This is a genomic window from Paenibacillus sp. FSL M7-1046 (assembly GCF_038007405.1).
GTDB lineage: Bacteria > Bacillota > Bacilli > Paenibacillales > Paenibacillaceae > Paenibacillus_AQ.
Genome location: NZ_JBBOXB010000001.1, coordinates 3210994 through 3237716 on the forward strand (window position 1 = coordinate 3210994; position 26723 = coordinate 3237716).

Genomic DNA, 26723 nt, shown 5'->3' on the forward strand with positions numbered 1-26723 from the left:
TTAGACACAGACAAAAGAATATAATGCTGGAGGAAATTTGATGAGCACTACAGAACTTACTAGCCAACTTTCCAGTTACACAGGAAGACTGCTGAGAGAGCGCTTCGGGAAAGGGCCCGAATCCATTCATGCTTCTATCGGAGAGCAATGCATCGCCATGCATATCCGCAATTTTATCGGGCCTGTGGAGAGATTTTTGTTAAACAAGGAAGAGGAGCAGGCGTTCCGCTACACGCGGGAGCTCCTGATGAAATCACTGCTTCCCGAGCTTTCGGCTTACCTGAAGGACAAGATGGCTATTGAGGTCAGCGAGATTTTTTATGATTGGGGCATACATAACGCGTCAGGAATGATCGTTGCACTCATCAAGCACAGCGGAGTGGCTGTCGACGATTATGCCGGGCGTGAAGAAGTCCATGCCCAGATCAATGAAGTGAGCAGGAAAGTGCAGAAGGAACCGGAATTTACCGACTCCTGGTGGCTTGGCCCGCGCACTCTGATCATCAAGCGTGAGGGAATTCTGATTCCTCTGGAGAAGGAACTGATTGGCCTCGGCTATGAGAATACACTCAAAACAACGAAACGCAAAATGGAAAAACGTTATTTGGAGGATACCACCACAATTGCGCCGATGCTTGGCAAGGAGCTGTCTGACATTTATGTGGATTGGGATTTCGACAAGGATACCAGTGTGATAGCATATACTTTTCAATAAACATCATAGATGAGGTGGAAATGGGTCGGACATGCAAATGAGCCGAACATGAGCCGGAGAAGGGGGAGATGACCCTTTCTTCGGCTTTTTTATTTTCTCTGACTAGGTATATTGCGCATTAAACATTTAGGGGGACTTGATGAATGGGGGCATACAAGCAGACGGTGCTCTATGTAGAAGATAATGAGCTCAACATGGATTTAATGCATCATATTTTCAAAAGAAATCTGCCCTCCGTATTACTGCTGAAAGCTGATACGGCGGAGCTTGGTCTGCAGATTGCCAGACAGAAGCTGCCGGATCTGATTATTTTGGATATCGGCTTGCCCGACCTGAGTGGTTATGAGGCATTGGAATCTTTGAAGTCGAAAGAGGAGACCCGGCATATCCCGGTTTTGGCGATTAGCGCCTTTGCCCAGAGATTGGATATTGAGCGGGCCAAAGGTGCAGGTTTTGCCGGGTATATTACGAAGCCCTTTCAGGTCAAAGCCGTTACGGAAACTGTTGAAGCTTTGTTAACAGGGGGTTCCTGACACCGGACCGGGATTAGAGCAAGGGTGTACAGTCAAAGGTGGGGCACTGGGGAGAACTCCGCCGGAAGGCCGGTTTGCCGGCAAAAAGCCGTTCTATAAGGATTATTACGAAGCCGCTTTGTTAAGGGCTTCTTTGTATTTAACTGTTCTTGCCCGCGTATCCGGGATTAAACCTATGATAAACTAAAAGGAAAATGCAGGAACGGTGATTATATTATGGAATCTGAATTTGTGGGCGATTTGATGCATCATGCAGAAGAAGTGCTTGCGCTTTATTCTATCTCAGAACCAGCAATTGAATTTATTAGACATAATGAAAATATGACGTTTAAGGTAACAGATACAAGCGACGACAAACAGTATTTGCTGCGCATACATAAACCTGCAACAGCAGGTCTGTTTGGTATACAACATACGCTTGAAGGCTTAAAGTCAGAAATGTACTTACTTCAGGGATTATCCCAAAAGAACAGCCTGCGGGTGCAGAAACCCTCTGTTAACCGTGAGGGCCAGTTTGTTTCAGAATATACAGCCAATGAATTTGGCTCCTGTTACGCAACCTTACTGGAGTGGATAGAGGGTTCAACGCTTACTTTGCAGGAAGACAACATAGGGCAGATTGTTTTTGCATTAGGGGAGAAGCTGGCGGATCTACATCATTTTTCACGGGAATCCGCACTGCCGGCGCTAACCAGACCTGTATATGATGCAGCAAGAATAGATAGTGCGATTGAGGAACTTAAATATGGAATTGAAGCCAGCCTGTACAGTCAAGAGCACTATGAGATCATTAGGGAGGTTCTGGAATATGTAAAGGGACAACTGAGGGATTTGGATGCTCAACAAGAGTGGGGGCTCATACATGCCGATGTTCAACTTGGGAATGTCATTATTACGAATGAGGGTCCCTGTTATATAGACTTTGGATTGTTCGGTTATGGCTATTACCTATTTGACCTGGGCAGCGCATCTTCCATCCTTCCAAGCGAATTAAGGCAAACCCTATTGCTGGGTTATGCTTCAAGGTCCACTTTCACTTTTGATCAGGTACGGTATATTGAAGGATTGATTTTTATGGATATATTCATCAGCTATCTATTTTTTATTCATGACTTTGACCGGAATGGCTGGATTAAAGAGGATGCAGCAAAAGTATGCGATACCCTGTGCAGGGATTTTCTTGCCGGAAAAGAAGTTTACTATTCATTCTAAGACCTGCGGAAAGTGAATATATAATGCCTTGAATTTTAAGCTGAAAAAGCGGGAATAACATTTGACTTTCGCCCGATTATACAAGATATTTATATTGAAGTTTTAAAATAAGTGAATTTCACTCAATACTCCACAAACGGGCGGTGGATCAGATGTTAAGACAACATGCGGAGGTATATTCCCGCTTTGGACAGGCGTACAAAACGGGAAAGGTTGGAGTAGCTTTTCTTTCTATGGATGAGAAATGGACCCGTATAAATCCCGCGGTAGTCTTGATGCTGGGGTATTCGGAGGAACAGCTCTTGGAGCGTGAATTCGGTGAGTTTCTGCATAATGATTCTTTGGCGGTATATAAAAAGATGATGGGGGCTCTGCAAGCAGGAGAGGCCCCCTTTTTTGAATGTGAAATTAAGCTGACCCGTGCCGCCGGCACACCGGTCCGGCTGCTTCTGCATGCTGTGCTTGTCAGCGATCCTTGTACGGGGGAGAAGCTGCATTATTTAATTCATTTGGCTGAGATTCTGGAGGGGAATACCTCCGAAATTGCCCCTCCTCCTAGTGATGAACTCTACCGGTTGATCGCCGCGAACATAAGGGATATTGTGTATTATTCCACTTTGGACAACATTTGCCTGTATTGTTCACCTTCGATTCAGGAGGTGCTTGGGTACGAGCCGGAGAAGCTGATTGGACGCGATATCCGCGGGCTGATTCACCATGAGGATCTTTCCGTTTTGGAGCTCTCTGAGCCCATGGAGTTTCAGAGCATCCAGCTGCGAATCCGCCATGCCGACGGGCGATACCTCTGGATTGAATTCACCCTGCGTTTAATTGAGGATGGGAATAGCATGAGCGTGCTTGCGGTAGGCCGTGATGTAACAGAGCGCAAAGCCGTAGAGACGATGCTGCAGGAATCCATTGAGCGGTATACCTCTCTGAAAAAATATAATCATGATGCGATTATTTCCCTGGATCTGCAGGGCAATATCATAAACGGAAATGAACAAGCCTGCCAGTTGACAGGCTACACTATCCCTGAAATGGTCGGAATGAGTGTGAGTCTGATTATCGGCGCCCATCATCTGCATGATGTAATCGGTTATTGCAATGAGAACAACAGCAAGGAGCGGAACATCAATCTGATCTGGCATAAAGACGGCCATACCGTCGAAGTGCTGACAACGATCGCCCCTATCATCATCAACGAGGAGCGGGTCGGATTCTATATTATCGTGAAGGATATTACCGAGCAGAAGAAGCTGCTCATTGCCAAGGAGATTGCTGAGAATACGAACAAGGCCAAAAGCGAGTTTCTGGCGATGATGAGCCATGAGATCCGCACGCCGATGAATGGGGTTCTGGGGATGACCGATCTGCTGTTGGACATGAGTGAACCGGGCTCCGTGCAGCGCGAGTATCTCGATATTATCCGGCAGAGCGGTCATACGCTGCTGAATATCATCAATGATATTCTGGATTTCTCCAAGAATGAAGCGGGCAAAACAGCCCTGCACGAAGAGCCGTTTGTGCTGAAGAATTGCATGGACTCCGCGCTCGAACTGCTGCTCCTTAAGGCGGAGGCGAAGGGGTTGTACATTGAGGTTACGACGGGCGCAGAAGTGCCGGAGCATTTGATAGGTGACGCAGACCGGCTGAAGCAGATTCTGCTCAATCTGGTCGGCAATGCAGTGAAGTTCACCTATACCGGAGGTGTCACAATACAGGTCCGGACTGCGGCAAAAGCCGCAAATGGCATTACGCTGCAATTCACTGTTGCTGATACCGGGATTGGTATCCCGGAAGACTCCCGGAGCCGGTTGTTTGAGCCGTTTTATCAGCTTGAGCAATTTATGGGCCGGCGTCATGAAGGAACAGGCCTGGGCCTGGCCATTACCAAACAGCTTGTTGAACTGATGGGCGGCAGCATTGCACTGGATAGCGGCACAGAGATTGGTGCGGCCTTTGTATTCACTGTGGTGCTGCGCGAGGAGGACAAAGGTTCAGACGGAGAACCGGGTACCGAGTTGCCAAGCCTGGGTCCGGTTGGCCGGGAGCTGCGTATATTAGTGGCCGAAGACAATGAAATTAACCGAATCGTGCTGCGCAAAATATTGGAGAAGCGGGGCTACGCTGTTGATGTTGCGGTAGACGGACTGCAGGTAGTGGAGATGGCCGGCAGCAAGGACTATGACATTATTTTCATGGATGTGCAGATGCCCGGGATGAATGGGCTGGAAGCTACCAGGGTTATTAAACAGACGCTTCCGCAGGAGAAGCTTCCGGTAATTATTGCGGTTACGGCAAATGCGCTGAAGGGCGACCGTGAGCTTTGTCTCGAGGCCGGGATGGAGGAATATATCAGTAAGCCGCTCAGAAGCGAAGCTATTTCGAATATCATCGGGAAATTTTTCTGAGGCGAAAAAATAGGCTTGGGCGCTTAATCTTATTAAAGGATATTTTAGTTGATTAAAGCTGCGAAGCGGCACATTGATGTCTTGCATCAGAGGATCTTATTGATTAAGATAGCATCAACCGGCGCAGAAGAAGCGCCGGCATATAACACAAATGACAATGACGAAGAGAGTAAGCGCTAGAAGCGGATCTTAACAGGGAAGGTGTGCCGGAGACTGAGAGCACCCTCATGAGACGATTAGCGCCGAAGTTCACTTCTGAGTCGGCCCCTGAAGTATTTGCTGCAGCAACTATGGGTAGGGAGGCCCGCGCCCCGCGTTATCGGGTGTAAGATAGGGTTAATCCCGGGCAGGAAATGAGCTTTCATTTTTTGTGCCGGCGGTTGTTTTTGATTAATCCTAAATAAGGGTGGTACCACGGCTCCTCGTCCCTTGCGACGGGGGGCCTTTTTGCGTTCATAGGTTGAATTAATCGAGAAGAGGGAGTGGAAGGTAATGAGCAACGTGGAATTGGATGGGCTGAGAGCCCGCCTGGATGAAATTAATGAGCAGCTGCTGGAGCTGATCTCCGAGCGTGCCCAGGTAGTTCAGGAAATTGGTGTAGTTAAAGAAAAGCAAGGCGTGCCGAAGTTCGACCCGGAACGGGAAAAACAGATGCTGGAGAAGCTGGTAGCGGGCAACAAAGGACCTTTCACAAGCGGAACGATCCGCAGCCTCTTCAAGCAAATCTTCTCCGCTTCTCTGGATTTGCAGTCTGCCGAGCACAAGAAAAGCATGCTTGTCAGCCGCAAGAGCCACAAAGAGGACACCGTTATTGTCCTGCCGGGCGATGTGACCGTCGGCGGCTTGTCGTCGCTGATGGTAGCAGGCCCTTGCTCCGTAGAAAGCGAACTGCAGACCCGTACGGTGGCAGCGGCGCTGCAAAAAGCCGGTATCCGCGTAATGCGCGGTGGAGCGTTCAAGCCCCGGACTTCGCCGTATGATTTCCAGGGTCTTGGCATGGATGGGCTGCGGATTCTCCGTGAGGCGGCTGATGAATACGGCCTGTTGACGATTAGTGAAATCGTTGATCCGGCACATCTGGAGCCGGCACTGGATTATGTGGATATTATCCAAATCGGCGCACGCAATATGCAGAACTTTGAGCTTCTCAAGGCGGCTGGAGAACTGAATAAACCGGTTCTGCTGAAACGCGGGCTTGCTGCAACGATGGAAGAATTCCTCCATGCAGCTGAGTACATCATGTCACGCGGAAATACCCAGGTCATGCTGATCGAACGCGGTATCCGCACTTACGAGAAATGGACGCGTAATACACTGGACATCTCGGCCGTGCCGATCCTGAAGCAGGAGAGCCATTTGCCGGTGCTGGTCGATGTGACCCACTCCACCGGACGCAAGGATATCCTGATCCCTTGCGCCAAAGCGGCACTCGCCGCCGGAGCCGACGGCATCATGGTCGAGGTTCATCCCGACCCGGCGACTGCATTGTCGGATGCTGCGCAGCAGCTTAATATCGAGGAATTCAATACCTTCTTCAATGAGGTTAAGGCTTCAGGACTATACCGGTAATTTAAATCTATTGAATGGACTTGATTTTCGCAGCATATGCGAGAAAAAGACAGAAATAAACGCTTACAAGTACAGGCTGCACTTTTGTGGAGGTTATGGCGGGTCAGGTACAATAAGAAACATTGGCGTTGCACCGGCCCGGGCTGTTCGGAACAGTCCAATCAACCATAGCAGAAACAGGAGGAAACAGAAGCTTGAAGCAGCTAAAATTAAATAACGGGTGGTTTTCCAATACACGGAGCGATGTTCTTTCCGGAATGACGGTGGCGATTGCACTCATTCCCGAAGCGATTGCGTTCTCGATCCTTGCCGGAGTAAGCCCGATGGTAGGTCTGTATGCCTCCTTCTGCATCGCAATTGTAACATCGTTTGCCGGAGGCAGACCGGGCATGATCTCGGCAGCCACCGGCGCAATGGCGCTGCTGGTCGGCAGTCTGGTAATCCAGCACGGAATTGAGTATCTGTTCGCAGCTACTGTATTAGCCGGAGTTTTCCAAATCGTGATGGGGATGCTCAAGCTGGGGAGATTTATTACCTTTCTTCCGCAGCCGGTCATGACCGGCTTTGTCAATGCGCTGGCTATTCTGATCTTTATGGCACAGCTTACGCATTTCAAGGGCCAAGGCTGGGTGATGTATGCCCTTGTAGCCTTGACTCTGCTCATCATCTATACGGTTCCGCGTTTCACCAAGGCGGTGCCTTCGGCGCTTGTGGCAATTATTATCGTTTCAGTGCTCAGCATTGTGCTTGATCTGGATGTGAGGACCGTGGGGGCTATGGGAGAGATAACATCGGCATTGCCGCTGTTCCATCTGCCTCAGCTGCCATTTACACTGGATACGCTGCTCATTATATTGCCATATTCACTGTCACTCGCTGTGGTCGGGCTGCTGGAATCGCTGATGACGGCAACTTTAATTGACGATATAACCGGCACCGGAAGCGACAAGAACCGTGAAGCGAAGGGGCAAGGATTGGCGAACATCGTCACGGGCTTTTTCGGAGGCATGGCAGGCTGTGCGATGATCGGCCAATCGATGGTCAACATGAAATCGGGTGGACGCACCCGGCTATCCACCTTTGTGTCGGGGATGTTCCTCTTGTTCCTCATCCTTGTTCTCGGTGATATCGTTAAGCAAATTCCAATGGGAGCGCTGGTAGGCGTCATGATCATGGTGTGCATCAGCACCTTTGAATGGGGCTCGCTGAAGACGCTGGCCCGCGTACCGCTAAGCGATGCGCTGGTAATGATTGTAACGGTTGTTACGGTCGTGCTAACGGATAATCTGTCCATCGGGGTGTTGTTCGGTGTTCTGCTCAGTGCCCTGACGTTTGCCTGGAAAATAGCCTCGATTTCGCTGAGCGTCCAGACATCCGCCGATATGGCCACATATGTCGTTTCCGGCCAGCTGTTTTTCGGTACGACAAGCCACTTTATTCATGAGTTTAATTATGAGGGCGATCCGGAGAACATCAGGATCGACTTCACACATTCCCATGTATGGGACCAGTCAGCGGCTGGCGCCATTGCCAAGACGATCAGCAAGTATGCGGCGTATGGCAAAACGGTTACGATTACCGGATTAAACGAGGAAAGCACACAGCTGGTAAAACGGGTTGGCTTGTCCTTATCCGGCGGACATTTGTAATTCATATGATTAATAATCATCTTTTTAGCAGCTTTCTCTATGGAGAAGGCTGCTATTTATCATCAAAAGCCGAAAAGACTCCGACCTCTATAGGCGGAGATGAATCGGCGGTTTTCAACTATTCAGCGAACATACGTGCTATACTGTAAGAAAATACTATAAAAGGGGGTGTCGCACATGATCGTTCATCAAGCCTATAAATACCGCATCTACCCGAATACCGAGCAACAGCAACTCATTCGTCGAATGTTTGGCTGCTGCCGCTTTGTGTTCAATCATTTCCTGGAAGAGTGGAACCAAACCTATGCCGAGACAGGCAAAGGTTTGTCCTATCAGACCTGTGCGACACAGCTCCCCGTCCTAAAAACACAATATGACTGGCTCAAAGAAGTCGATAGTATTGCTTTACAGTCCGCCGTTCGGCATGTGGCAGATAGCTTTGACCGCTTTTTCAAAAAGCAAAATCAAGCGCCTCGCTTCAAAAGTCGGAAGCATCCAGTACAAAGCTACACCACGAAATTCACGAACGGAAATATCGCCATTGAAGGCAACCGATTGAAGCTTCCCAAGCTCGGCTGGATGCGTTTCGCCAACTCTCGGAAGCTGGAGGGTCGTATACTGTCCGCTACGGTACGGCAAAACGCCAGCGATAAGTATTTTGTCTCCCTGGTTTGCGAGGTCGAAAAGATCCCACTCCCACAAGCAGATGCACATATCGGCATTGACTTGGGGCTTAAGGAATACGCTGTGTGCTCCAACGGCGAACATTTTGCCAACCCCAGGTTTTACCGTCAATACGAGAAAAAGCTTGCGCTGTGGCAGCGGCGTTTGGCAAGACGCACACCAGGGGGCTCCAACTGGAAGAAAGCCAAGAAACACATTGCTCGTATTCACGAACACATTGCAAATTCCCGGAACGATTTTCTCCACAAGATGACAACGAAGCTGATCCGTGAGTGCCAAACGATCAGCATCGAACATCTGCGAGTGGCGAATATGATTCAAAATCCCAAACTCTCCAAGTCCATCGCTGATGCGTCCTGGGGCGAATGGGTGCGTCAACTGACGTATAAAGCATCCTGGTATGGACGAACCCTCCGGGTTGCTGACACCTTCGAGCCGACCAGTCAGCAGTGCCACGTATGCGGCACAATCCATCCCGAAGTGAAGAACCTCTCGATTCGAGAATGGACATGTGTAGCTTGTGGAACACACCATGATCGGGATGAAAATGCGGCTCATAATATCAAAGAGGTAGCGGTATAGCAATTACCTATAAAAATAAAACGTAGAACTGCGAGAACGCAGGGATCGCTTGCCCATAAGAGGAGGTTGCTCCTCTGTTCGCAAGAATCCACCCCTTCAAGCGTCAGCTAAGTGGTGGAGATTCAAATATTATAGAAGAACGGTGACATTCCCGGCAGAAGAGGAGTGGAGAATTGAATCTCATCCTGAAAAAAATAACCGCAGTGCTGCTTGTGCCGCTGCTGACATTGGCATCCGGCTGCAGCCGTCCTTCTCCCTAATACAATATAGAATACTTCCCTGCAAAAAATTCCTTGCGACCGCTGGTGCTGCACCACCGTATAAAAGGTTAACAATACCAAGCAGAGCATAATTAGGGAGGTTTCAACAATCATGGAGATTAATCCGAAATTGAAGCAGACTAGGCCAGGCAAACTCATAGGCATCGCGGCGGCGGTGTTGGTTCTGGGGCTAATCGCCGCCAACTCATTTGCTACCGTAGAGTACGGGCATGTAGGTTTGTACAAAACCTTCGGCAAACTGAACAACAATATGCTGACACCGGGCATTCATTTGAAAATTCCCTTCTTCCAGAGTGTGATTCAGGTCAACACGCAGGTAACCAAAGCGGAGACGGACACTACGGCATCGTCCAAGGACCTTCAGCCCGTATCTACCCATGTAGCCGTTAACTATTCCGTCAGTAAAGACTCTGCCTACAATCTGATGAATAATATTGGAGGCAATTTTGATGCCGTGATCATCAACCCGGCGATTCAGGAGATTGTGAAGGAGGTAACGGCTAAATACCCCGCAGAAGATCTGATTACACGGCGTGATGCCGTGGCGGGAGAAATCAGTGGTCTGCTCACTGCACGGCTGGCCAAATATGATCTAGTCGTTAATGACATCAACATTGTCAATTTCAAATTCTCCGATGCCTTCAACCAATCGATTGAAGCGAAGCAGGTCGCCCAGCAGCAGGCGCTGAAGGCGGAGAATGATCTCCGGCGGATTGAGATAGAAGCCAAACAGAAGATTGCCCAGGCACAGGCGGAGGCCGAATCCTTAAGACTGAAGAAGCAGGAGGTTACACCTGAGCTGGTGCAGCTGAAGCAAATTGAAGTCCAGGAGAAAGCGCTGGAGAAATGGAACGGCGTACTGCCGTCGGTAACTGGCGGGGCCACGCCATTTGTGGACATTGATTCGCTGACGCAAAAGTAACCATTGGCTACGGCATAAAGAAGAGCCTTGCTCCAGAATGAGAGCAAGGCTCTTTGCATGATTTTAAGAAGATAGCTTGTCCGGTTTCCCGTTAATCAGTATTGGAAGAGCATCGTCGGAATTTGCCAGCCGGCGCCTACGGACCAGAAGAAGACATAGTCCCCGCGTTTGATCCGTCCATCCTCGACTCCACGCTGAAAGGCGATAAATGGACTGCTTGTGGCGGTATAGCCGAATTCGTCGCCAACATAGATGAATTTCTCTTCACTAAGGCCGAGCCCCTCTTGAATCAGCTCAATGTTTTTGAGTGAGAATTGGGACAGGCAGAAGGCGGAGATATCATCGGTAGTCAGGCCGTTGCGGCTCAGCAGCTCTTTAATATCGGCTATGGCCGCATCTACGCATACGGTACCGTCAAACGGCGTCCAGCGGATTCGAATCTGCTCTGCTGTTATATCTTCGCGATAGATGTTAGACAATCCGCATGCTGGAAACATAATGTTCTCGCAGCCTTCGGAATCTGTATAGTACAAGGAATCTGTAAATCCCCCAGCTTCACTGCTCCGCTCCAGAATAACGGCGGCCGCCGCATCTCCAAAGTTAGAATAGGTGATTTCATCGTCCGTATTGCAGTTGACCGAGCTGTAGTCGCTCCCTGTGATCAGCGCATAACGGATGCTTGGGTTCGACTGCATGTAACGGCTCGCCTGTTCAACAGCCGCTACCATACCGGCGCAATTGGCATTGGAATCCAGAGTAATGGTGCGATGCTTGCATTGCAGTTTGTTGTGCAGCAGCAGGGCATTGGTAGGATAAGTATACTCCGGTGTCTGTGAAGCGAACACAATCATATCGAGATCTTCACTTTGCAGACCGGCATCCTCAAGCACCTTCTGTGCCGCCTTTAATCCCATCGTCAGCGAATTTTCATTTTCGTCCTTGATAATGTATCTATTCTTGCGGCCCATCACTTCGAGGAACCGCTTGATGTCCTTCCCCATTTGCGCGAAATGATCAAGGTAATAATCATTGCCAACAATGTGCTGTGGATGGTAGTACGCGGCATTGCGGATTCTAATGTTTTCTCCGGTATGTTTCATCAGCTTCACCTACACTTCGATAATTTCATAGTTTGCCAGTTTTGTGGAGCGAGCCACCCGGCTAAGCTGCATTTTCAGCACCGGACTTTTGGCGATCGTGAAGACTACTTTTTTGAACCCGGATTGTTGGTACAGAATATAGCATTGCTCCAGCATAGGCAGCACATCCGGAGAAGAAACATTCAGCGTAGTGCAGTCCAGGACAATCTCATATTCAGTAGGGTCAAACTTGCTTACGGTTTGATTATATTCCTGAATAAACCGTCCTGCGTCCTCCTCTGACATGGTTCCTTCGACTTGTACATCTAGTTTGTGCTCTTTGGTGTTCGTTGCGAATTTAAAACTACCCATCTGTCCAAACATCTCCTTCTACAAAATAGTTGTGAAATCAATCCAGAAAAATATGGAAACTAATAATTCCATATAATTATTATCGTTGTTTTGAAAAGGTTTATTTAGCATAATTAAACTTTTTATTTTTTTATATTTATAAAAATAGGGATCAATCTATTCCGCGGAGAGGTGCATAGAAGCATATTGAAAGGTGCAGATCGTTTTCCCTCGCCTTTCCAAAGCGTTCTTCTATTGGTATGATTACAGGGTATGAGAATATCTACTGCTATGGAGGAATTAATAATGAGTGAAATTACACTATCCGGGATCATTGATCATACGCTGCTGAAGGCGGATGCACGGAAAGAAGATATCATCAAGTTGGCGGAAGAGGCCAAAGCCTATAAGTTCGCCTCAGTCTGCGTAAATCCGGCATGGGTATCTGTTGCCCATGAAGTCTTGAAAGATACACCTGAGGTAAAAGTATGCACGGTTATCGGCTTCCCGTTAGGCTCTTCAACACCGGAAACAAAGGCCTTTGAAACAACCGATGCAATAGCAAAAGGCGCAGGTGAAGTCGATATGGTGATCAACATCGGCGCTTTGAAGGATGGCAATGATGAATTGGTGAAGCGTGATATCTCTGCTGTTGTTGATGCAGCCCGCGGCAAAGCATTAACCAAAGTCATTATCGAGGCTTGCCTGCTGAGCGATGAGGAGAAAGTCCGTGCCTGCAAGCTTGCTGTTGAAGCGGGAGCGGATTATGTGAAGACTTCGACCGGATTTTCAACCGGAGGAGCCACCAAGGAAGATATCGCACTGATGCGTGCGGCAGTCGGTCCGGACATCGGCGTCAAAGCATCCGGCGGCGTGCGCAGCGCAGAGGATGCCCTTGTTATGGTTGGAGCCGGAGCGACAAGAATCGGCACTAGTGGCGGCGTGGCTATTGCCAAAGGCGAACAGAGCCAAAGCAGCTATTAAAGTTCATGCAGTCCAGCTACTCCAGCTACAAAAAACCGGCTGCGCCATCCTTGTATAAAGGACGGCGCAGCCGGTTTTTTTCTAAAGGCAGGACTCGATTCTATAATTCACATCATTAACTAGGGTAGTGTTTTCCGCTGCAATATCCATTGAAGGAAGGTACGACTGGTGCAGCTCAGATTAGACCAGTCCTTTGTCCATCGCTTTGCTGACCAGGGTGGCGAACAGGCTGTTGGACCAGGCGAACCACTCGCGCGAGAAATCGGCGGGATCGTCAGGGTGGAAGCCTTCGTGCATATATCCGGTATCCGCATCGGTCCGTATAAGCATATCAATCAGTTCTTTGATCTCCTTATCATTGTCTGCCGTCAGCGCCTGCATGGACAGCGCCATATGCCAAACATAACCTCCCGGCGTATGCGGACTGCCGATCCCTTTGGCATGTTTACCTTCGAAATAGAAAGGGTTGTCGAAGCTGAGCGCAAACCGGCGGGTGTTCTGATAAATTTCATCCTCCACACCCACATAACCAATATAAGGAATGGACATCAGTCCCGGCGTGCCGGCATCATCCATCAGGGAATAATTGCCGTAGCCGTCTGTTTCATAGGCGTAGATTCTGCCGTATTTCGGGTGGTTTACAATTCCGTAGGTACGGATGCCGAAGTCAATTTCCTTGCGCAGCTTTGCAGCCCGGGCCGCCAGTCTTTCGTCCTTGTACACCTCGCTTGCGATCTCGCGGATATACCCCAGAATCACCACGGCGAACATATTTGAGGGAATATTGTAGCCGAATTCGCAGCTGTCATCGCTTGGACGGAAGCCGGACCAGCTCATGCCGGTGTAATTGACGGGCATGCCGCGTCCGTTGTTGTACAAAGTCTCCGTATCCTGAAGCGTCTGCCGGATGAAATGGTACGGCGATTTTTCCCCGTGATACTGCTCCGTTTCTATAACGTTCACGATGGAGGTCAGCGCCTGGTAGCAGGCGGTATCGAAGATGTCGGTCTGCTCCGCTTCCTTCCAGTACATGTAAGCCAGTTGTACGACGAAGCAGAGGGAGTCCAGCTCGTATTTACGCTCCCACATCCACGGATTCAGATTGCAGTTGTCGGTGTCCCGGTAATGCTTGTCGCTTGCTGTTTCGTTGAAGGCATTGGTATACGGATCGATATTGACATAGAACATCTGCCGGGCAATCAGGCCGCGGAGAGTCCGCTGAAGCTCAGGATCATTTTTGGCAAAAGGAATATAATGGCGCACCTGTTCAGTGGAATCACGCAGCCACATGGCCGGAATATCCCCCGTGAATACGAAGGTAGTGCCGTCATCAAGCAGTCTGGTTGTAGTCTCGAGCGTATTCGGAAAACAGTTACGGAACAGTTTTTGCAATTTCGGATGGTGAGCGAGCCGTTCGTCGGCTTCATTCAGATACTGGGTAATGGAAGCTGGCAGGTTCATAGTCTAACTCCTCCTGGTATGGTTGATATTAGGGTTGTAACGGTTGCAGCGCATAGGTGACAATTTGGGCTTTGCTGACGGAACTGCGAAGGATTCCTTCGTCGGATGCTTCCCTGTGGTTCCGCCGCTCCAGAATATCACTGGCGTATGCAGCCTGTACGGGAAAATGAGCCTTAAGCGTAAAATCCTGCTCCCTGTGCGCCAGATTATACCACCGCAGGACAACGTCCTCATTTGCTTCGGACATTTTGAATGCGGAGAGGGCCAGTGTGCGGCCTTGCCACTCCAGCGGCTGATACTCGGCAGGCAAGGAGCCCTGCTGCCAGCCGGTCTGGGCAGTGAACCATGGGGCCTGATATTGATAGGCCCAGGCAAAAGCCTCCGGCTCGGCAGCATCTCCGGCATAAGGACGAACCGCAAATTCTACGGTATGCTCACCCAGGCACTGGGCTTCCGGTGTAGGGAACACACCCCAGTCCCCCAGCTCCGACACACTGCGCAGCAGGGTCACAGCAATGGTATTCCTCCCGTCGCGCAGGACCTCGTATTCATTCAGTCCTTTGTTGACGATCATAAGTCCGGCGCTGCCATCCGACACACTGACAAAAGCCTGCTGATGCTGGGCGTTGCTTGGATTAATCCAATCGGAAGCCGGAGCAATATCGCGCTTCGCCGCTTCAAATATGGAATCGGCCAGAAGGGTGGAGGCGGCAAGTCTAGTAGGGAAGAGGACGCGCAGCCGGTGGTCCATGGCCTGATTATTAAACTTGGCAGAGACCTGAATGCCGGTCCCTGCAGCCTCAAGGCTGATCCGGGTCACGATCCGCAGCGGCACTTTCTCCGAGGAACGGCCTGCCTTGCGCTGCCGGAACGGAACCATTTTGCGTTTCTCTTCCGCGAACGCAGCATCGGCGGAAGCCGGGATTTCCCATTCGTGGACGATTTCGTAGGTAATGCGGTAAGGCTCATGCTCGGCAAGAGAGATTCGGGCCGTGAGGCCACGGGTAGTCAGCGGAACATCGCCCTCCGGCTGACGGAACACATACTCATTCCCCACATCGCCGCAGTTCTCATAGACGCCGAGTCCCTTAAAGACTTTACCGGTATGTTTGTCCGTTACATCATAGGAGCCGTCCTCCCGGATCCCAATAACGAGGAAGTCGTTGGCCATTCCCTGTTCCATGAGTCTCAGTGGACTGGCAGCAGCTTCGGTACGGACATCCGGTGACTGTATCCAGGCGTATGTTTTGTAGCCGAGCGGCGGTACCTGTGCGGCCTCGAAGGTCAGACGGAGTTTGCGGGCCATATAAGGCTTACGGAACTGGTCGTCCGGCAGCTCATAGCCGAACTGGGTGCCCAGATCTTCCGCCCGGCAGGAAATGGTCTGCCCTTCACTGTCCAGCAGCCGGCCGTTGTCCAGATCAAGCGGCAGCCGGTCCAGCGCCTCGACAATCGCCGCCGGGTTCGGCCCTTCCTTGAAATAGCGCTTGGCGACAATGACATCCACGCTTACCGTACCGCTGCGTTCCCAGCCTGTGGTATTGAAGACCGCTGCCGGAACGGCGGATTCCCCCCAGGAAGCCGTGTTTGCAGTACCGATCACTCCGGTTATGGTCTTCAGGCTTTCTTCAATAATGGCTTCACCCACATGTCTGCTCTTCTCGAAGCGTCCAATCATTTCGCGGTGAACCTCATCCACGCTGCAGCCGCAGATGCTGTCATGCGGATGATTCTGCATCAGGGTCTTCCAGGCGTAGGTTAGCAATGCATGGGGATAAGCCTTCCCGCTGACCAGATAAGCCAGTGTAGCCAGAGGCTCGGCGCCTTTCTCCAGCAGGGTCTGACCCCGCTGGTTCATCTGCTTCAGGTAGACGCGGGCGGAAGCGGTGTTCACAAGCGTCCCCCAGCCGTCGGTGTGCTGGCTGCGCAGCTCGCCGTTCACGGTCACGAGATCTTCAGGCAGCGAGGGCTTAAGCGCCTGCAAATACTGCTCGAAGCTGGAATGGACGAAATCCACATCCGGATACAGTTTCCTGGCGGTCTCCAGGGCATCGGCGAGATTGCGCTGCACAGGCTGATGATCACAGCCGTTCATGAATAGCAGCTCCGGGGTGGATGCATATTTACCGGCATCGGCAAGCTTTTTGTCCCAGAAGGACGTGGCTTCCTGCGCCTCCACAGGCACCTCGTTACCGTTGCTGTACCAGTTCGCGAAGAGCAGTCCGAGCACACTTGAGCCGTCGGGAGACTCCCAGAGCATTTCGGAATAAGGCGATTCATAGCTTGCACTGTTCAGCTCACCGACCATATTGTCAAAGCCGGTCGGCTTCACACCGCGTCCGAACACTGCAGTCTCAATATCTGCCTGCCGGAGCAGCTGCGGCGCTTGTCCCATATTGCCAAAGGAATCCGGGAAATAGCCCAGCTTGGAGATGACGCCATACTTGGCCGCATCCTGATGGCCGATCAGCAGATTGCGGACATTGGCTTCCGAGCTCGTCAGGAATTCATCCTGCAGCACATACCAGGGTCCGATGACAATGCGTCCTTCTCGGATGAATTGCTCCAGGATTTCTCTTTTCTCAGGATGAACCTGAAGATAGTCTTCAATAATAATGGTCTGTCCGTCCAGGTGGAAATAACGGTAGCGTTCGTCCTTCTCCAGGGTCTCCAGGAGTTCATTCATCAGCTTCGCCAGCAGAGCATGATGACGCTCGTAAGGCATGTACCATTCCCGGTCCCAATGCGTGTGGGAGATCAGGTGGGCGGTTGTACGGGTCATAACAGAAACCTCCTATATCGTCAGTCAATCCTTTAGTCAGGCATTCGTAGCAAATGTTTGCATACCTGTCCTGTGATCACAATATGTAACTTTTGCAGCCCGGAGGGAGGTTCATAATTCACACATTTCAGGCGGTGGTCCATATGAAGGTGACAATGGCAGAGCAGGCCGGAAAGTGCCGTAGCAGCGCGGTTTTACACTCCCTTAACATGACAATGCAGAACCTACATATTTACGGTGTCAGCTTAGTTTCACTACAATTTGTGTTGTAAGCGTTAGCAAGAGTTGCATTGTGAAGAATGCGAAGCAGCTACACGACTTAATGTTACGTAAACTAACATAGAGAGGAGTGAAAGAATGAAGGGGAGTAACGCTGCGGTATCCGGAAGTCCTTCATTGAAGAACAAGTCCCTTGGCAAAAGGATCTGGAAAAACTGGGAGCTTTATCTGTTCATGCTTCCCGCATTACTGTATTTCTTCGTTTTTCATTATGGTCCGATGTACGGCATCCAGATTGCTTTTAAGAACTTCGTGCCTTCCAAAGGAATCACGGGCAGTGAATGGGTTGGTTTTGATCATTTCGAACGGTTCTTCAATTCCTATTTTTTCTGGGATCTGCTCTGGAATACCTTCAGCATCAGCTTCTATGAACTTGCGATCGGGTTTCCGCTGCCGATTATTCTGGCGCTGGCCTTCAATGAGGTCCGCAACGGTCCGTTCAAAAAAACGGTCCAAACGGTCACCTATGCACCGCATTTCATTTCTGTAGTTGTCATGGCGGGGATGATCATTACCTTTTTATCACCCTCCATCGGAATGATTGTGCGGGTCATTGAGTTCCTCGGATTTCAGCCTGCACAGTTTCTGACCGATCCGGCCTGGTTCAAGACGGTGTATGTCTTCTCGGGTGTCTGGCAGAGCACGGGGTGGGGGACCATTATTTATCTTGCGGCCCTCTCGGGCGTAGACCCCCAGCTGCATGAAGCGGCTATAGTGGATGGAGCGAGCCGGCTCAAACGGGTGCTGCATATCAATCTGCCGACAATTGTGCCGACGATTACGATCATGCTGATCTTGAATATGGGTAATATTCTCGGCCTTGGCTTCGAGAAAATCCTGCTGCTGCAGAACTCGCTCAATATGGAAGCTTCCGATGTAATCTCCACCTATGTATATCGCGCCGGCCTGGTGAACGCCCAATACAGTTTCTCAACGGCTGTCGGATTGTTCAACTCGGTGGTCAACGTCATTCTGCTGGTTACCGTCAACCGGATTGCCAAACGCACCAGTGAGAACAGCCTCTGGTAGAAAGGAGTTGAAGTCTATGGTTACTGCAATGAAAGAATCCAGGGGGGATAAGCTGTTTCTGATCAGCACCTATATTTATTTATGTCTTGCGCTGGTGGTTGTCCTTTATCCGCTGATCTATATTCTCAGCGCTTCAATCAGCTCCCCGCAGGACGTCAATTCGGGGGCCATGTGGCTGTTTCCAAAGAATGTGACTCTGGACGGCTACAAGCTTGTTTTTGAAAACCCTAAGATATGGAATGGTTATTTGAACACAATTATCTACACGGCGGCAGGGACCCTGCTCAATCTCGCCGTTACCCTGCCGGCCTCTTATGCGCTCAGCAGATCTGATTTTGTCGGACGCCAGCTGTTTATGGGCATCATTCTGTTCACGATGTTCTTCAGCGGCGGACTGGTGCCGACGTATCTGCTGGTCAAGAACCTGGGCCTCATTAATAGTATGGGTGCTTTGATACTGCCGGTGGCCGCTTCAGTCTGGAACATTGTCGTGGCCCGCACATTTTTTCAGACGACCATCCCTAAGGAGCTGCAGGAAGCGGCGCACATTGACGGCTGTACCAATCTGAAGCTGTTCATCCGCATTATTTTGCCGCTATCCGCACCGATTGTAGCTGTTATGGCCTTGTTCTATGGTGTAGGCCACTGGAACAGCTATTTTCCGTCCCTGATCTATTTGAATGATGAAGCCAAGTATCCGCTGCAGATGGTTCTGCGCCAGATCCTTGTCCTTCAGGAGATGTCGGCCGAAACCACGGGGGCTGCGATTAACAGCGAGGTGGCGATGGCCATGAATTCGAAGGCAGAAACGGCATCGCTGATCAAATATGGAGTCATTGTCGTCTCCACCCTGCCCATTGTGGCTGTCTATCCGTTCCTGCAGCGTTACTTTGTCCAAGGGGTCATGATTGGCTCTGTCAAAGGGTAAGTGTATAAAATGTAATGATAATAAGGGAGGAATCATCTATGCAGACCACACGCAAACCATGGAAGCTTCTGCTGTCTTCGGCTGTGATCCTGACACTGCTGGCAGGCTGCGGCAATTCGAAAGAAGGGGCAGCGAACAGCGGTACCTCAGAAGTCACTGTGAGCAAGGAAGGATTTCCGATTGTAAGTGGACCCGTTACGTTAACGATGCTGGCACCGGATGTAGGGATTCAGAACTGGGAAAACATGGCTGTGCTTCAGCAGATGCAGGAGCTTACCGGCATTACGCTGGAATACCAGAATGCGCCGAAGGACAGCTTTGAGACCAAAAAGAATCTGGTGTTTGCGAGCGGGGATTACCCGGATATTTTTTATGCTGCCGGTCTGACGACTGCAGAACAGATGAATTATGGAGAACAGGGTATCCTGATTCCCCTGGAGGATCTGATTGATGAATATGCCCCGAACTTCAAGGCGCTGCTGGAGGAGAATCCCGATGTCCGCAAGTCGATTACAGCACCGGACGGGCATATCTATTCCTTGCCTGTGGTGGAGCTCAGCCAGCACTGGTACCGCAACCCGATGTGGTATAACGGGGATTTCCTCAAGGCGCTGAATATTGACAAGCTTCCTGAAACGACCGAAGAGCTGTATACCTATCTGAAGCGTGTGAAGGAGGAAGATCCGAACGGCAACGGCGTCGCAGACGAAATTCCCATCTCCTCGGTGACGACAACCGCAGCGAATCTCCGCGATATCCGCACATGGCTGCTGGGCGCTTTCGGCATCTATGAGGAAGAAATCTACGTGGATGACAACGACACGGTGCATTATACACCGCTTGAGGCAGGTTTTAAGGAGTATTTGACCTACATGAACCGTCTGTGGTCCGAAGAACTGCTGGATCAAGAGAGCTTCTCGCAGACCGCAGAGCAGAAAAAGGCTAAGGCGCAGGACAACCGTGTTGCCCTGTTCTCCGACTGGCATGCTTATATGACTAAAGGCGGAGAGCCTTCGACGGCAGATCCGATGTTTGCGCCGGTTCACAGCGAATCGGTTGCCGCCCCGGCGATTGCCAAGAACAGAGGGATTACTACCGGCGCGTTCGCCATCTCTGAGAGCAACCCGCAGCCTGAAGCCTCCATCCGTTGGGTAGATTATCTGTATTCCTATGAAGGCGCGCTGTTCTTCAATAAAGGGCCGGAGGGAACACTCTGGAATTACACTGATAAAGAAAATAGAGTCAAGGAGTACCTGCCTGTACCAGACGGCAAGGAAATGGAAGATTACCGGGCGACCTTGACGCCTAACTACGGCATCCCGGCCCCAACCCTCTCCATGGATGATATCAACAAGGGTCTGAAGACGGACTTTGACCTTTGGGTGGAGCAGGAGACTAAGCAAAAGCTTCTCGATAAGGGAGCGCGGATTCCGTTCCCGGCCTTGTTCCTCACCGTGGAAGAGCAAACCGAAATCAGCAGTCTGAATTCGGATCTGAGCACGTATGTGAAGCAGATGGAAGCGAAGTTCATCACCGGTGCCGAGCCGCTCTCCGGCTGGGATAATTATGTGGCGACTGTCAAGAAAATGGGCGGTGAGCGTGTGGCCGAGATCAATCAGGCTGCATATGACCGCTGGAAATCCAACTAATTCAGGTCTCTATCCTGAAATAACAGTGTCCATACTAAGGACATTGTTATGGAAGCCTCGAATTTGGCGAAGCCAAATTGAGGGCTATCTTCTTCGAAATTTCATCCTCTGAAGTGCCGCCAAAGAGCGGAATGATTGTCTATTGCAGAAAGGTGCTGTAGAAATGATCTATAAGGATAAAACAAGCCCTGTGGCGGATCGGGTACAGGACCTGTTGCAGCGAATGACACTTGGAGAGAAGGCTGGGCAATTAGTCCAGCCTTTCGGGTGGCAATGTTATGAGAAGCGTCCGGACGGAACCACGGGTATGACGGAAGCCTTCAAACGACAGGTCGCAAGCGGAGGCGTTGGCTCTTTGTATGGAACTCTGCGTGCAGATCCATGGACTGGCGTCACACTGGAGACGGGCTTGTCCCCGAAGGAGGGGGCGGAGGCGGTTAATGCCATTCAGGCTTATGCCATGAAGGAGAGCCGTCTTGGCATTCCGATCCTGTTCGGCGAGGAATGCTCACACGGGCATATGGCTATTGGTGCGACTGTATTTCCAGTGCCGCTGGCCCTGGGTAGTATGTGGAATCCCGAATTATACCGGGAGATGTGCCGGGTAGTGGCACTCGAGACCCGCAGCCAGGGCGGAGCGGCGACCTATTCGCCGGTGCTGGATGTGGTACGGGATCCGCGTTGGGGGCGGACAGAGGAGACTTTTGGCGAAGACCCGTTCCTGATTGCCGCGATGGGAGTGGAGGCGGTAAAGGGATTGCAGGGCGACCGGCTGGATGCAGATGACTCCGTTCTGGCGACTCTGAAGCATTTCGCCGCCTATGGCAGCTCGGAAGGCGGACGGAATTCCGCGCCTGTGCATATGGGGCTCCGCGAGCTGCATGAGGTGGATCTGCTGCCCTTCCGTAAAGCGGTGGAAGCCGGAGCTTTGTCTATTATGACCGCTTACAATGAAATTGACGGTGTTCCTTGCACGACGAACCGTTATCTTCTGCAGGATGTGCTGCGGGAACAATGGGGCTTTGACGGGTTCGTGATCACGGATTGCGGAGCGCTGGGCATGCTGACGAACGGGCATAACACAGCGGACAGCGGGGAAGCGGCGGTGGCCCAGGCGCTGCTGGCCGGAATCGATATGGAGATGTCGGGGGAGATGTTCGAGAAGCATATTTCCAGCGCTATCCATCATGGACGGCTGCAGGAGTCCGACCTGGATCGCGCTGCTGCCCGGATTCTGGAGCTGAAGTTCAAGCTTGGGTTGTTCGACCGTCCCTTTGCCGATCCTGAGCAGGCCGAGCGGACGATAGGCAAGCCGGAGCACCGGGAACTGGCGCGGCGTATTGCCGGCGAGAGCATTGTTATGCTGAAGAATGAGGGCGGAACGCTGCCGCTAAGCAAGGTGATCGGGAAGCTCGCAGTTATAGGACCCAATGCGGATGCATCGTACAATCAGCTGGGCGATTATACCTCGCCTCAGCCCAAAGGCGCTATTGTCACTGTGCTGGACGGGATTCGAAATGCGCTGGGCGGCGGGCTGGACAGAGTGCTGTATGCTCCGGGCTGCCGGATTAAAGGCGATTCCCGGGAAGGCTTCGCGCATGCGCTGGCCTGTGCAGCCGAGGCGGATGCCGTTGTGATGGCGATTGGCGGCTCAAGTAGCCGAGACTTTGGCGAAGGGACGATTGATCTGCTCACCGGTGCTTCTGTCGTGACCGAACATTCCTGGAGCGATATGGAGTGCGGCGAGGGCATTGACCGTGCCACACTGAATCTGATGGGCGTGCAGCTTGAGCTGGTGCAGGAAATCCATAAGCTGGGTAAGCCGCTGATTGTGGTCTATATCAATGGCCGTCCGATTGCCGAGCCATGGATTGTAGAGCATGCCGATGCCATTCTGGAAGCCTGGTACCCCGGTCAGGAAGGCGGACACGCCATTGCCGATATTCTCTTCGGCGCAGTGAACCCTTCCGGGCGGCTGACCATCAGTATTCCGAAGCATGCCGGTCAGCTCCCCGTGTATTACTACAAGCGGCGGACGAGAGGCAAACGGTACCTGGAGACGGACTTTAATGCCGAGTATCCGTTCGGCTACGGACTTAGCTTCAGCGAATTCAAATACAGCAACTTGAAGGTGGAGCCCGCCGTCATTTCTGCAGATGATGAAGCGCGTGTATCCGTTGATGTAACCAATTCAAGTGCCCGGGCGGGGAGCGAGGTGGTTCAGCTGTATATTTCAGATCTGGCCTCCAGCATAACCCGTCCTGAGAAGCAGCTTAAGGCCTTCCGCAAGATCAGCCTCCAGCCGGGAGACACACAGACGGTTACGTTCAGGGTCGGCAGGGAGCAGCTGGAATACGTATCGGCAGATTTAACGCGGATCGTGGAGCCAGGGGAATTTACGATCATGGCGGGGCCTCACTCTGCAGAATATTTGACGGCACCGCTCCATGTCAGGGAGGAGGGCTGAGCCATGAAGCGTATGAACCGTTTTATCGGCTGGCTGGCCAAGAGGCAGTGGGCGGAGAAGATAGAACTTAAGGAATGGAGTATGCGCAAATCCTGCTACATTTCACCCGGCGTATACGAGCACGAAGAGGAGCTTCATCAGAATTACAAGATTTCACGGCTCGGCGGAGGCTATGGTACCACGTACTTCCTTCAGCATCAGGTCGCGGTTCCGGAAGGCTGGCCGCGCGAAGAGACTGCACTGCTCTATCTGGGCCGCGGGGAAGGCCTCCTGAGTATTAATGGAGTGCCGCACCATGGCCTGGACAGCAATCATTGGTTCATTCCTCTGCCTCCCGGCGCTGCAGGAGATGAGCTTCAGCTCGGCATCGAGCTGTATGATCCGGTGCCTGAGCCGGAGGATCCCCTGAACCGCCAGGCGGTGATTAAGCCGCCGCTGACCGGGATTGAAATCACACTCGTGCGTGTAAATCCTCCCGTATACAGCCTGCTGCATACGGTGAAGACGGCGCATGAAGCGGCCCTGCTGCTGCCTGCAGAGGACGGGCGCCGCATACGTATCCTGAAGGCGATGGAGCGGGCGATGGACACGCTCTACATGAAGGAGCATCTGCTCCATGACGGCAATACCGTCGCAGGTGCTGAACAGCAGCTGCGGGTGGAGGTAGCGGCGGAAAGGCCAGAAGGGCTGTCCGCCGGAACGATGCACATGGTCGGCCAGTCTCATATTGATATTGCCTGGCTGTGGCCGGTCCGGGAAACGGTACGCAAGGTCAGCCGGACCTTCTCTACGGTCTGCGCATTGATGGATAAGTATCCGGACTTCCGCTACTCCCAGAGCCAGCCACAGCTGTATGCCTTTGCTAAGGCGAACTATCCGCAGCTGTACGAACGGATTAAGGAACGGATTGCCGAGGGGCGGTGGGAATTGGTCGGAGGTATGTGGGTGGAACCGGATTTGAACATCCCCAGCGGGGAATCACTGGTGCGGCAGATGCTGTATGGTCAGGGCTTCTATATGAAGGAATTCGGCAAGCGGTCCACGATTGAATGGCTGCCTGATACCTTCGGCTATTGCGCTTCTCTGCCACAACTGTTGAAGCAGGCTGGAATTGATTATTTCATGACTACCAAGCTTGGCTGGAATGATACCAATCCCTTCCCGCATACGCTGTTCCACTGGGTCGGCATTGACGGAACGAAGATCGTGGCCTATCAGAACCACGGGGTAAACGAGCATACCCATCCGAAGGATGTCCAGGAGCACTGGCAGGCCTATGCCCAGAAGGACCGGCATGATGAGCTGATGCTGCTTTATGGCCACGGTGACGGCGGAGGAGGGGTCACCCATGAAATGCTGGAATACGTGGCCCGTACCGGCCTGACGCCGGGCCAGCCAGTCAGCAGATTCTCTACTGCGGAGGCTTTTTTCTCGGAGATCAGCTTGCGCCAGCCGGAGCTTCCCGCGTGGCACGGCGACCTCTATCTGGAGCTTCACCGGGGAACGTTCACTACACATGCCTTTAATAAACGCAGCAACCGCAAAGCGGAGGTCCTGTACCGGCAAGCAGAGATCTGGAGTGTGCTCGCGGAAAAGAGCGGGCTTCTGAAGCATCTGGAACCGGAATATCCGGAGCTTGCCGAAGGATGGAAGCTGCTGCTGCTTAATCAGTTCCATGACATCATCCCGGGTACTTCAATTCCGGAAGTGTACACCACCTCGCGGGAGCAATACGCGGAAATATTCAGCCTGGGCCAGCAGGTGCTGGACACTTCACTCCGTGCATTGGCAAGCGGAGTGGATACTTCGGGGGAGGGCCGTCCCTATGTAGTCTTCAACAGCCTGGGCTGGGAGCGGACGGAGCTGATCCGGCTTGAGGGGGACAGCAGTCTGACTGCGGTGCAGGCGTTCGATGAAGACGGCTTGCTGGATAGCGAATGCTGGAACACGGATGGGGCCGGCGGCAGCTATACGCTGGCAGTCCGGGTCCGCAGGGTCCCCGCCTTTGGCTGTCGGACATTCTGGCTGCGGGAAGCGGAACAAGCCGGCGGACGGCATGAGCCTCAGGGACAACTCAGCGCCGGAGAAGCCTTCCCGGAGCAATGGGAGACGGAGCATTATATTCTTAAGTTTAATGAAGACGGGGAAATCAGCCGCTGGTACGACAAGAGTGCCAGCCGGGAGCTGCTTCAGCCCGGGCAGACCGGCAACCAGCTGCAGTTCTATCATGATACCCCCCCTCTATGGGATGCCTGGGACCTGGACCCGCGTTATGAGCAGCAGCCTGCAGGCCGGGCGAAGCTGCTGGACCGGCAGGTCCTGGTCAGCGGACCTGCACTGACGGTGCTGAAATTCCGCTGGCAGCTGAATGAATCCCTGATTGAGCAGGAGATCATTCTGCCCCGGCACAGCCGCAGGGTAGATTTTCAGACCCGCGTAAGCTGGAAAGAGGAGCACAAAGTGCTGAAGGCTACTTTTCCGGTGGATATTGTGGCCGCAAAGGCTACGTATGAGATTCCGTTCGGGGCACTGGAGCGTCCGACTCACCGCAACACCAGCTGGGAGCAGGCACAATTCGAGGTCTGCGGCCACCGCTGGGCGGATTTGTCCGAGGGAGGCTATGGCGTCAGTCTGCTGAATGACTGCAAATACGGCTATGACATCCATGACGGAGTGCTGCGCCTCTCGCTGCTGCGCGCCCCGCGCTGGCCGGACCGCTATGCGGATCAGGGGGAACATGAATTTACGTATTCTCTGTATCCCCACGTTGGCGAATGGCGTCAGAGTACTGTTGTGCGGGAAGCGGCGGAGTTGAACGAACCCTTGCTGGCGGTCAGCGAAGAGTCTCATCCCGGCAGCTATCCGGGTACCTATGCCTGGCTTGGTTTTCAGAGCGGGCATGTGGTGCTCGATACGATCAAGAGTGCAGAGGACGGCAGCGGGACCGTTGTCCGGCTGTATGAATCCGCAGGCAGCAGAGATACGGCCGTGCTGAACTGGAAGGCTGATGATATCCGCGCCTGCCGGGTGAATCTGCTGGAGGCTGAGACGGGTCCCGTGGAGTCTTCCGGCGGTGTTATCCCGCTTTCTTTTAAACCCTATGAGGTTCAAACCATCAAACTATACCATGAACATTATTCGCAGGAGGAATAG

The 26723-nt window shown here is 52.0% G+C and carries 18 protein-coding genes; 14 read left to right on the forward strand and 4 right to left on the reverse strand.

Annotation, left to right across the window (positions count from 1 at the left end; all coding sequences use genetic code 11):
• Nucleotides 1-40: 40 nt before the first annotated feature.
• From NYE29_RS14145 to NYE29_RS14180, 8 genes are all read left to right on the forward strand, one after another.
• Nucleotides 41-715: a Na-translocating system protein MpsC family protein gene (locus NYE29_RS14145; RefSeq protein ID WP_038596697.1), complete on the forward strand. Its 675-nt coding sequence runs from the start codon at nt 41-43 to the stop codon at nt 713-715.
• 143 nt (nt 716-858) lie between these two features.
• Complete coding sequence (locus tag NYE29_RS14150; protein WP_038596695.1) at nt 859-1248, forward strand: response regulator; 390 nt, start codon at nt 859-861, stop codon at nt 1246-1248.
• 216 nt (nt 1249-1464) lie between these two features.
• On the forward strand, nt 1465-2460 hold the full coding sequence (locus tag NYE29_RS14155; protein ID WP_340896447.1) for a phosphotransferase enzyme family protein: 996 nt from the start codon (nt 1465-1467) through the stop codon (nt 2458-2460).
• 152 nt (nt 2461-2612) lie between these two features.
• Nucleotides 2613-4874: a PAS domain S-box protein gene (locus NYE29_RS14160; protein ID WP_340896449.1), complete on the forward strand. Its 2262-nt coding sequence runs from the start codon at nt 2613-2615 to the stop codon at nt 4872-4874.
• A 492-nt stretch (nt 4875-5366) separates the two neighbouring features.
• Nucleotides 5367-6443 carry a bifunctional 3-deoxy-7-phosphoheptulonate synthase/chorismate mutase gene (locus NYE29_RS14165; protein WP_076114024.1) on the forward strand — a complete coding sequence of 359 codons (1077 nt, stop codon included), beginning with the start codon at nt 5367-5369 and terminating at the stop codon, nt 6441-6443.
• A 194-nt stretch (nt 6444-6637) separates the two neighbouring features.
• Nucleotides 6638-8092, forward strand: a complete 1455-nt coding sequence (locus tag NYE29_RS14170) for a SulP family inorganic anion transporter (RefSeq protein ID WP_340896450.1) — start codon at nt 6638-6640, stop codon at nt 8090-8092.
• A 177-nt stretch (nt 8093-8269) separates the two neighbouring features.
• Nucleotides 8270-9358: an IS200/IS605 family element RNA-guided endonuclease TnpB gene (gene tnpB, locus NYE29_RS14175; protein WP_340896451.1), complete on the forward strand. Its 1089-nt coding sequence runs from the start codon at nt 8270-8272 to the stop codon at nt 9356-9358.
• Between the two features lie 372 nt (nt 9359-9730).
• Complete coding sequence (locus NYE29_RS14180) at nt 9731-10561, forward strand: prohibitin family protein (protein ID WP_340896452.1); 831 nt, start codon at nt 9731-9733, stop codon at nt 10559-10561.
• A 95-nt stretch (nt 10562-10656) separates the two neighbouring features.
• On the opposite strand, the gene NYE29_RS14185 is transcribed toward NYE29_RS14180, so the two are convergent.
• Nucleotides 10657-11661: a ketoacyl-ACP synthase III gene (locus tag NYE29_RS14185; protein WP_340896454.1), complete on the reverse strand. Its 1005-nt coding sequence runs from the start codon at nt 11659-11661 to the stop codon at nt 10657-10659.
• Between the two features lie 9 nt (nt 11662-11670).
• On the reverse strand, nt 11671-12012 hold the full coding sequence (locus NYE29_RS14190) for a hypothetical protein (protein WP_038596681.1): 342 nt from the start codon (nt 12010-12012) through the stop codon (nt 11671-11673).
• Between the two features lie 285 nt (nt 12013-12297).
• Here NYE29_RS14190 and deoC point away from each other — a divergent pair, with 285 nt between their 5' ends.
• A complete protein-coding gene (gene deoC / locus NYE29_RS14195) occupies nt 12298-12975 on the forward strand; it encodes a deoxyribose-phosphate aldolase (RefSeq protein WP_340896456.1) in 678 nt (225 codons plus the stop codon).
• A gap of 180 nt (nt 12976-13155) precedes the next feature.
• Here deoC and NYE29_RS14200 read toward each other — a convergent pair whose 3' ends face one another.
• Together NYE29_RS14200 and NYE29_RS14205 are read right to left on the reverse strand one after the other, a co-directional pair.
• Nucleotides 13156-14436, reverse strand: coding sequence for a glycoside hydrolase family 125 protein (locus tag NYE29_RS14200; protein ID WP_340896457.1), 1281 nt, complete (start codon nt 14434-14436; stop codon nt 13156-13158).
• A 28-nt stretch (nt 14437-14464) separates the two neighbouring features.
• The gene (locus NYE29_RS14205) at nt 14465-17218 is read right to left on the reverse strand and encodes an alpha-mannosidase (protein ID WP_340896458.1); all 2754 of its coding nucleotides are present in this window, start codon (nt 17216-17218) and stop codon (nt 14465-14467) included.
• A gap of 357 nt (nt 17219-17575) precedes the next feature.
• Here NYE29_RS14205 and NYE29_RS14210 point away from each other — a divergent pair, with 357 nt between their 5' ends.
• From NYE29_RS14210 to NYE29_RS14230, 5 genes are all read left to right on the forward strand, one after another.
• Nucleotides 17576-18526 carry an ABC transporter permease gene (locus NYE29_RS14210; protein ID WP_038596672.1) on the forward strand — a complete coding sequence of 317 codons (951 nt, stop codon included), beginning with the start codon at nt 17576-17578 and terminating at the stop codon, nt 18524-18526.
• 16 nt (nt 18527-18542) lie between these two features.
• Nucleotides 18543-19454, forward strand: coding sequence for a carbohydrate ABC transporter permease (locus NYE29_RS14215; protein WP_076114136.1), 912 nt, complete (start codon nt 18543-18545; stop codon nt 19452-19454).
• Between the two features lie 38 nt (nt 19455-19492).
• Entirely contained in the window at nt 19493-21103 is a 1611-nt protein-coding gene (locus NYE29_RS14220) for an extracellular solute-binding protein (RefSeq protein WP_340896459.1), read from the forward strand.
• A 163-nt stretch (nt 21104-21266) separates the two neighbouring features.
• Nucleotides 21267-23570, forward strand: a complete 2304-nt coding sequence (locus tag NYE29_RS14225; protein ID WP_340896460.1) for a glycoside hydrolase family 3 N-terminal domain-containing protein — start codon at nt 21267-21269, stop codon at nt 23568-23570.
• Nucleotides 23571-23573: 3 nt separating this feature from the next.
• Nucleotides 23574-26723 carry an alpha-mannosidase gene (locus NYE29_RS14230; RefSeq protein ID WP_340896461.1) on the forward strand — a complete coding sequence of 1050 codons (3150 nt, stop codon included), beginning with the start codon at nt 23574-23576 and terminating at the stop codon, nt 26721-26723.